10 protein-coding genes are annotated in these 8,202 nt (G+C 70.5%); 5 read left to right on the forward strand and 5 right to left on the reverse strand.

The window, feature by feature from the left end:
* From ABNT58_RS03950 to ABNT58_RS03960, 3 genes are all read left to right on the forward strand, one after another.
* The coding region (locus ABNT58_RS03950) for an AlkA N-terminal domain-containing protein (RefSeq protein ID WP_348752209.1) at positions 1 to 932 on the forward strand (932 nt) is incomplete at its 5' end.
* Entirely contained in the window at positions 929 to 1,441 is a 513-nt protein-coding gene (locus ABNT58_RS03955) for a methylated-DNA--[protein]-cysteine S-methyltransferase (RefSeq protein ID WP_348752210.1), read from the forward strand. The genes ABNT58_RS03950 and ABNT58_RS03955, both read left to right, overlap by 4 nt.
* Complete coding sequence (locus tag ABNT58_RS03960) at positions 1,438 to 2,340, forward strand: DMT family transporter (protein WP_348752211.1); 903 nt, start codon at positions 1,438 to 1,440, stop codon at positions 2,338 to 2,340. The genes ABNT58_RS03955 and ABNT58_RS03960 overlap by 4 nt, the downstream gene beginning before the upstream one ends.
* Here ABNT58_RS03960 and ABNT58_RS03965 read toward each other — a convergent pair.
* Genes ABNT58_RS03965 through ABNT58_RS03985 form a run of 5 tightly spaced genes read right to left on the reverse strand, consistent with a single transcriptional unit; the run spans position 2,337 to position 6,825 of the window.
* Positions 2,337 to 3,323 carry a tripartite tricarboxylate transporter substrate binding protein gene (locus tag ABNT58_RS03965; protein WP_348752212.1) on the reverse strand — a complete coding sequence of 329 codons (987 nt, stop codon included), beginning with the start codon at positions 3,321 to 3,323 and terminating at the stop codon, positions 2,337 to 2,339. The genes ABNT58_RS03960 and ABNT58_RS03965 overlap by 4 nt on opposite strands.
* A 51-nt stretch (positions 3,324 to 3,374) precedes the next feature.
* Complete coding sequence (locus tag ABNT58_RS03970) at positions 3,375 to 4,385, reverse strand: Ldh family oxidoreductase (protein ID WP_348752213.1); 1,011 nt, start codon at positions 4,383 to 4,385, stop codon at positions 3,375 to 3,377.
* On the reverse strand, positions 4,385 to 5,320 hold the full coding sequence (locus ABNT58_RS03975) for a hydroxyacid dehydrogenase (RefSeq protein ID WP_348752214.1): 936 nt from the start codon (positions 5,318 to 5,320) through the stop codon (positions 4,385 to 4,387). The genes ABNT58_RS03970 and ABNT58_RS03975 overlap by 1 nt, the downstream gene beginning before the upstream one ends.
* Positions 5,320 to 6,495 (reverse strand): UxaA family hydrolase, encoded by a 1,176-nt coding sequence (locus ABNT58_RS03980; protein WP_348752215.1) that lies wholly within the window; start codon positions 6,493 to 6,495, stop codon positions 5,320 to 5,322. Before ABNT58_RS03980 ends, ABNT58_RS03975 begins: the two co-directional genes overlap by 1 nt.
* A 48-nt stretch (positions 6,496 to 6,543) precedes the next feature.
* A complete protein-coding gene (locus ABNT58_RS03985) occupies positions 6,544 to 6,825 on the reverse strand; it encodes a UxaA family hydrolase (RefSeq protein ID WP_250199191.1) in 282 nt (93 codons plus the stop codon).
* A gap of 122 nt (positions 6,826 to 6,947) precedes the next feature.
* Between ABNT58_RS03985 and ABNT58_RS03990 the strand changes: the two genes are divergently transcribed.
* The gene (locus ABNT58_RS03990) at positions 6,948 to 7,724 is read left to right on the forward strand and encodes a GntR family transcriptional regulator (protein WP_348752216.1); all 777 of its coding nucleotides are present in this window, start codon (positions 6,948 to 6,950) and stop codon (positions 7,722 to 7,724) included.
* Positions 7,721 to 8,202, forward strand: a 482-nt coding sequence (locus ABNT58_RS03995; RefSeq protein WP_348752217.1) for a putative sulfate exporter family transporter, incomplete at its 3' end; no start/stop codon positions are given. The genes ABNT58_RS03990 and ABNT58_RS03995, both read left to right, overlap by 4 nt.

The raw sequence follows: 8,202 nt of genomic DNA on the forward strand, positions 1-8,202 counted from the left end.
AGCGGGGCGATGCGGCGCCTGAAGCAGCCGGCATCGTGCTCAAGCTGGCTTACCGCCCGCCCTACGACGTGGCAGGCATGCTGGCCTTCTTCGCGCAGCGCGCGGTGCCGGGTGTGGAGGCGGTGGACGTGCCAGCGCTGACGCTGCGGCGCACGCTGGCGCTGCCGCACGGCGGCAGCCGGCTGCAGGGCTGGATCAGCCTGCGCTACCGCCCTGAGCGGCACGAGGTGCAGCTGAGCCTGGCGCCCACGCTGGTACCGGCCATCGGCACTTTGCTGCAGCGGGTGCGGCAGGCGCTGGACCTGGACGCCGACCCGGCGCAGATCGACCCGGTGCTGGCCGCGCTGGCGCTGCCGCCGGTGCCCGGCATCCGGCTGGCGGGCAGCTTCGACGGCTTCGAGACCGCGATGCGCGTGGTGCTGGGCCAGCAGGTCACCGTGGCCGCCGCGCGCACGCTGGCGCGCCGCGTGACCGAGCGCTATGGCGAGCCGATCGCCACGCCGTTTGAAAGCCTTACCCGCCTGGCGCCCAGCGCGCAGGCCATCGCCGAGGCCGACCCCGCCGAACTGGGCCAGCTGGGCATCGTGCGCCAGCGGGTGCGGGCGCTGCAGGCGCTGGCCGCCGAAGTGCATGCCGGCCGCATCACGCTGCACCGCGGCGCGCCGCTGGCTGCCACGCTGGACGCGCTGCGTGCCCTGCCCGGCATCGGCGACTGGACCGCGCAGCTGGTGGCGCTGCGTGTGCTGGCCTGGCCCGACGCCTTTCCGGCCACCGACATCGGCTTGCTCAATGCGCTGGGCACCCGCGATGCCAAGGCCGTGCTGGCGCAGGCCGAAGCCTGGCGACCCTGGCGCGGCTATGCCGTGATGCGCCTCTGGCAAGAACCGCCCACCCCCAGAGCGGCTATAGCGCCCGCTGGAGAACCCCAATGACCCACGCTCGACTTCCTCGCCTGACCGCGCAATCGCGGCTGGCCACGCCCCTGGGCCCGCTCACCGTGGCCGCCACCGACCAGGGCCTGGCCGGCCTGTGGTTCGACGACCAGGCCCACCACCCCGGCCTGCTGGACGTGCCCGTGGACGACGGCCAGCGCTTCATCGCGCAGGCCCGGCAGGAGCTGGAGGCTTACTGGTCGGCCGCCGCCCATGCGCCCTTCAGCGTGCCGCTGGACCTGCTGGGCACGCCCTTCCAGCGCGCGGTGTGGAAGGCGCTGCTCCAGATCGCGCCGGGCCGCACCGCCACCTATGCCGAGATCGCGGCGCAGGCCGGCGCGCCCGCCGCGGTGCGGGCCGCGGGTGCGGCCATCGGCCGCAACCCGGTGAGCGTGATCGTGCCCTGCCACCGCGTGATCGGCCGCAGCGGCGGCCTCACCGGTTATGCCGGCGGCCTGCCGCGCAAGCGCGCGCTGCTGCAGCTGGAAGGCGTGGCGGTGCCCGCATGAAGGCACGTGACGGTATCGACCTGGTGATGCTGGCCGCGCTGTGGGGCGCGGCCTTCTTGTTCATGCGCATGGGCGCGGCGGCCTTCGGGCCGGTGGCGCTGGCGGCAGTGCGCGTCACCGGTGCCGCGTGCTTTCTGCTGCCGCTGCTGCTGTGGCGGCGCGAGTGGCCGGCGCTGCGTGCGCACTGGAAGCCGCTGATGGTGGTGGGCGTGATGAACAGCGCCCTGCCCTTTCTGCTGTTCAGCTACGCGGCGCTGGCCATCAATGCCGGCTTGTCGTCCATCTTCAATGCCACCACGCCGCTGTGGGGCGCGGTGATCGCCTGGCTGTGGTTGAAGGACCGGCTGTCTGCCTCACGCGTGCTGGGGTTGGTCATCGGCTTTGCCGGCGTGGCCTGGCTGGCCTGGGACAAGGCCAGCTTCAAGCCCGGCGACCACGGCGTGAGCGCGGCCTCGGCCATCGGCGCCTGCATGCTGGCGGCGTTTTTCTACGGGCTGTCGGCCAGCTTCACCAAGCGCTGGCTCACCGGCGTGCCGCCGATGGCGGTGGCGGCGGGCAGCCAGTTCAGCGCCACGCTGGTGCTGGCATTGCCGGCCTACTGGTTCTGGCCCGCGCAAACGCCCAGCGCGCCGCACTGGGCCGCGGCGCTGATGCTGGCGGTGCTGTGCACCGGCGTGGCCTATGTGCTGTTCTTCCGCCTCATCGCCAACGTGGGGCCGGCCAACGCCATCACCGTGACCTTCCTGATCCCGGCCTTCGCGGTGCTGTGGGGCGCGCTGTTCCTGGGCGAGCCGATCACCGGCGCCATGGTGGTGGGCTGCGCGGTGATCTTGCTGGGCACCAGCCTGGCCACCGGCGTGCTCAAGCTGCCGGCGGCCCTGGTGCGCAGCAAGGCTTAGTCGGGCCGGATCCCCGCCTTCTGGATCACCCCGGCCCAGCGCGTCACCTCACCCTCGAGGAAGGTCTTGAAGGCCTCGGGCCCGCGCGCATCCACGCGAAAGCCCTGCTGCACCGCGCGCTGCTCCATGTCGGGCTGCTTGACGATGGCCACCACCTCGTTGCCCAGCTTCTGCACCAGCGCATCGGGCACGCCGGCCGGCACCATCACCGCGGTCCAGTTTTCCACCAGCAGGCCGGGCAGGCCGGCTTCGGCAGTGGTGGGCACGTCGGGCACCGCGGGGTGGCGGGCTTCAGTGGTCACGGCCAATGCCCGCAGCTTGCCCGCCTTCACATGCGCGATGGACTCTGGGAAGTTGGAGAAGATCACGTCGAGCTGGCCGCCGATCAGGTCGGTCATCGACGGCGCGCCGCCCTTGTAGGGCACGTGCTGGATGCTGGTCTTGTTGAGGTCGTTGAAGAGCGCCAGCGTCAGGTGCGGCGGCGTGCCGTTGCCGCTGGAGCCGGCGTTCAGCGCCCGCTGCCTGGCCTGCGCCGCCAGGTCCTTCAAGTCCTTGATCGGGCTGTTGGCCGGCACCACCACCAGCATCGGGCTGCCGGCCAGCAGGGCCACCGGCTTCAGGTCCTTGCGGAAGTCGAACGCCGCCTTCGGAAACAGCGTGACGTTGGCCGCATGGGTCAGCGTGATGGCCAGCAAGGTGTTGCCATCGGCCGGCGCCTTGGCCACCGCATCGGCGCCGATCTGCCCGCCGCCACCGGGCTTGTTGTCGATCACCACGCTGACCTTCCAGCGTTCGCCCAGCTGCTGGCCCACGCTGCGGGCCATCATGTCGGTGAGCCCGCCGGGCGGGAAAGGAACCACGTAGCGCAGCGTGGCGCCGGGTTTGGGATAGTCGGCTGCGCCCGGCTGGGCGTGGACCGCCGCCGGCAAGGTGGCCGCGCTGGCCGCCGCGGCCAGCAGCCGCATCAGGTGTCGTCGTTGCATGCCTTTGTCTCCGTTGTTGATGTATGAAGGCGCGACGGTGAATGCGGCCCGTCAGCCGCTGCTCGGTGACCACTGCGCAAGCAGCGCGTCCGGCACCTCCAGTCCTTGCGCTTCGGCCTGGCGCCGAAGCTGCTCACGCCGTGCGCCCGGCAGGCGCACGCCCTCGTCGCGCAGCATCTCGGCCACCAGCACCTCGATGCGGTCGAGGTAGTGGTCGGCACCCGCCAGCGCGCCAGGATCGATGACGATGAAGGCCTGGCCGATGCGCGGCCGGTTGCCTTCGTCGACGAAAAAGCTCGAAGCCTCGAAGCCGAACTGCGCGCCGATGAGCGCGGTGACCAGCAGCTCCACCACCAGGGCCAGCATCGCGCCCTTGGGGCTGGTGGCGGCGCCCATGGGCAGCATGGAGCCTTCCAGCGCGGCCTTGGCATCGGTGGTGGGCCTGCCCTGTGCATCCAGCGCCCAGCCTTCGGGGATGGGCCGGCCGGCCTGGGCCGCCACCATCACCTTGCCGCGGGCCACTTCGCTCAGGCTGAGGTCGATGAGCAGCGGATCGGCCCCGCGCCGCGGGAACACCGCTGCCACCGGGTTGGTGCCGAAAATGGGATGGCGCCCGCCCGCGGCCGGCATGGCCGCTGGCGAGTTGGCAAAGCCCAGCGCCACCAGGCCCGCCGCGGCGGCCGGGCGCAGGTGGTCGACCACCACGCCGCAGTGGTGGCTGTTGGCCACGCCGGCGATGGCGATGCCTTGTTCACGCGCCCGCTGCACCGCCTGCTGCACCGCCAGTTCGCAGGCCGCGAAGGCCAGGCCTTCATCGGCATCCACCACCAGCGCGGCGGGCTTGGGGCTGTGCACTTTCGGCTGCGCGCGGCCGTTGACGCGGCCATTGCGCAGGTGCTTGGTGTACTGGCCCACACGGCTCAGGCCGTGCGAGCCCAGGCCCTGCGCCTCGGCCAGCACCAGTGCGCGGGCGGTGGCCTCGGCCATGGTGTCGTCGGCCCCGGCCTGGCGCAGCGCCGCGGCCACGGCCTCACGCGCCTGGGGCAAGCTCAGGCGGGCCATCAGCGGGCCTCCGCCAGGGCTTGCAGCACCTTGTCGGCGATCAGGCTGCTCACCCGTTCGTTCGACTCGGTGGTCACGCCCGCAATGTGCGGCGTCAACACCAGGTTCGGGCAGCCCTCGAAGTGCGGCGCCTGCTTCAGCGGCTCGGCATCGAACACGTCCAGCGCCGCGCCGCCCAGCCGGCCCTGGCGCAGGGCCTCGGCCACCGCCACTTCATCGACGATGCCGCCGCGGGCGGTGTTCACCAGCACCGCGCCAGCCTTCATGGCGCCGATGCGCTGCGCATTCAGCAACCCACGCGTGCCCTCGACCAGCGGCACATGCAGGCTCACCACATCGGCCTGGCTGATCAGCGTGTCCAGCGCCACGCACTGCACGCCCGCCGCCGCATAAGCCGGATGGTCCGCGGCCATCATCGCGTCGAAGGCCATCACCTGCATGCCCAGGCCGCGCGCCAGCCGTGCGGTGAGCTGGCCGATGGCCCCGAAGCCGATCAAGCCCAGCGTCTTGCCGCCCAGCTCACGACCGTTGGACAGCGCATTGCGCGGCCAGCGGCCGGTCGCCACCTCGGCGGTGGACTGGTAGGCGCCACGCAGCAGCAGCATCGCGGTGCCGATCACGTACTCGGCCACGCTGGCCGCGTTGGCGCCGGTGGCCGGGATCACCTGCATGCTGCGGGCCTCGCAACCCGCCACGTCGATGTTGTCCAGGCCCACACCCAGCCGGCCCACCACGCGGCAGCGCTGCAGCGCGGCCAGCAGTTCGCCACGCACCTGGGTGCGGTTGCGCACGATCAGCACGTCGGCGCCCGCCGCCTCGGCATGCAGGCGCACCGGGTCGTCCACCAGCTGCGGGTCGTACAGCACGTCGTGCGCCGCCCGCAGCCGGTCCACGGCCGGCGTGTCCATGAACTCGGTGATGACCACTCTTGCCATCACGCGCTCTCGTACAGGCGGGTCATCACGAACTCGCGGTGGCCCAGCGCCTCGGCGGCGGTCAGGCGGCCGTTGGCGGTGCGCAGCATGCAGTCCAGCAGCTGGTCGCCGGCCTGGTCAAGGTTGATGTCACGCTGCAGCAGGCCCGAGGTGTCGACGTCGATGTGCTCGCTCATCAGCCGCACGGTACGCGGATTGGCGCAGATCTTGATGACCGGCAGGATGGGGTTGCCGATGACGTTGCCCTGCCCGGTGGGGAAGAAGTGCACCGCATAGCCCGAGGCGGCGCACAGCGTCACCATCTCGGCCGCGGCGCTGGACGAATCCATGAACCACAGGCCGGGGCCGGTGGGCACTTCGGCCTTGTCCAGCACGCCGTCCACCAGGCACTTCTTGCCGATCTTCTGGATGTTGCCCAGCGCCTTTTCTTCGATGGTGGTCAGGCCGCCGGCGATGTTGCCCTTGGTGGGCTGGCTGTCCGACAGGTCGCTGGTCTTGTGGCGGTTGATCATGTCCTGGTAGCGGTTGAACATGAACATGAAGCGCTCTTTCACCTCGGGCGTGCGGCAGCGCTCGGCCACGATGCGCTCGCCGCCGGTCAGCTCCGAGGTCTCGCCGAAGACCAGCGTGTTGCCGGTCTCGTAGAGCTTGTCGAAGGCGTTGCCCACGGTGGGGTTGGCACCGCAGCCGCTGGTGGTGTCGCTCTCGCCGCACTTGGTGCTGACCCACAGTTCATGGATGGGGCACACCTCGCGCTGCTTTTCGCTGGCCCACTGCACGAACTCGCGCGCGGCCTTGCTGGCGCGCAGGATGGTGTCGTGGTCGCCATGGCCTTCGATGCCGAAGCCCACCACCGGCTTGCCCGTGGTGGCAATGCCGTCCACCACCTTCTTGGTCCAGCCGTCTTCGATGCCGATGACCACCACCGCGGCCACGTTGGGATTGCAGCCGGCGCCGATCAGCGTGCGGAAGTGCAGGTCAAGGTCGGCGCCGAACTGCAGCCGGCCATAGGGGTGCGGAATGGCCAGCGCGCCCTTGATGTTGTGGGCCACGGCCTCGGCCGCGGCATTCGACAGATCGTCCAGCGGCAGGATGACGACGTGGTTGCGCACGCCCACGCGGCCGTTCTCGCGGCGGTAGCCCAGGAAGGTGGTGTCCTTGGAAATGATGCTCATGGTGGTGTCCAGATGGGGTTGTCTAGTCAAGCTGTGCGGCGCAGCGGCTCACCACCGCTTGGTCTTGATGTTCTGCACATGCGCGTGCTCGCCGGCCTTGATCGGCGCCACCACCTTGCCCATGTCGATGCCGTACTTCCACACCGTGTCGCCGGGCGCCATGTCACGCAGCGCCACCTTGTGGCCGATGGGAATGTCCTGCTTGGCATCGACGCTGATCGTTTTGTCCTCGTCCATGATCCAGCCGGTGAGCTGCATGCCGGCCTTCACGCCCTCGACGACCACGACGGCCACGGTGTCCTTGGCGTCGTGCAGTACGAAGTGAATCATGTGCTTGTCTCCTGTGCTGTCGGGTTGCAACGGGTCGCAGTGTTGAAGCGCGGGTGATCGACTGTCAAACAGGTCATTTAGATGACTTGGATGAAGCCGCGAACCACCGCCACAATCGCGTAATGCCGCTTGCCGCCGATACCGCCCCGCCTTCGTTCCGACCCATTGCGCCCGATGCTGCCGGCGCCCCGCTGTACCGCGTGGTCAAGCGATCGCTGCTGCAGGCCATCGAGGCCGGCCGCTACCCCGCCGGTGGCGCTTTGCCCAGCGAGGCCGAGCTGTCGGCCGCGCTGGGCGTGTCCATCGGCACGCTGCGCCATGCGGTCGACGAGCTGGTGGCCGAGCACATCCTGGTGCGCCGCCAGGGCCGCGGCACCTACGTGGCGATGCACAACACCGACCGCTTCCTGTTCCAGTTCTTCCATGTGGAACGCAGCGACGGCCTGCGCGAAGCCCCCAAGGTGGAGCTGGTGGCCTTCGAGCGTGTGCGGGCCGAACCCGAGGTGGCCGCGGTGCTGGGCATCAAGGCGGGCGATCCGGCCATCCAGGTGGACAACCGGCTGCTGCTGCAGGGCCGCGCCGTCATCCACGACCGGCTCACGCTGCCGGCGCCGCTGTTCAAGGGCCTGACCGAAAAGCGCTTCAAAGAAAGGCCCAGCACCATCTACCACCTGTACCAGACCGAGTTCGGCATCACCGTCACCCGCGCGCAGGAACGGGCCCGCGCGGTGGCGGCCGACCGCAATGCCGCGCGCATCCTGGGCGTGCCGCAGGGCATGCCGGTGATGCAGGTGCTGCGCACCGCCCTCACCTTCGGCGACAAGCCGGTGGAGCACCGGCTGTCCACCATCAACACCACGCAGCACGACTACGTGCACCTGCTGTCGAGGCCGGCATGACGGTGCGCCACCGCATGGCCGATGGCGCCGCCTGGGCGCTCAAGTCACCGTGGCTGGGCCTGCTGCCGGGCAGCGCGCTCACGGCCGTGGTGGCGCTGGCCGCCACCTTCGTGGCCACGCTGCAGGGCGGGCCGCAGTTGCTGTACGCCCTCTTCTTCGGTGTCGCCTTCCACTACCTCAGCCAGGACGCGAAGACCAAGCCGGGCATCGAGTTCTGTTCACGCACGCTGCTGCGCTTCGGCGTCGGGCTGCTGGGCGCGCGCATCACGGCCACGCAGATCATCGGGCTGGGCTGGTTCACCGCCGGCGTGGTGGTGGCCGGTGTGCTCAGCACGCTGGCCATGGGCCTGCTGCTGGCGCGCTGGATGGGCATGAACCGGGCGCAAGGCATCCTCTCGGGCGGCTCGGTGGCCATCTGCGGCGCGTCGGCGGCGCTCGCCATCTCGGCCGTGCTGCCGCGCGACAAGGACTCGGACCG

It is taken from the genome of uncultured Aquincola sp. (genome assembly GCF_964001545.1).
GTDB lineage: Bacteria > Pseudomonadota > Gammaproteobacteria > Burkholderiales > Burkholderiaceae_C > Aquincola.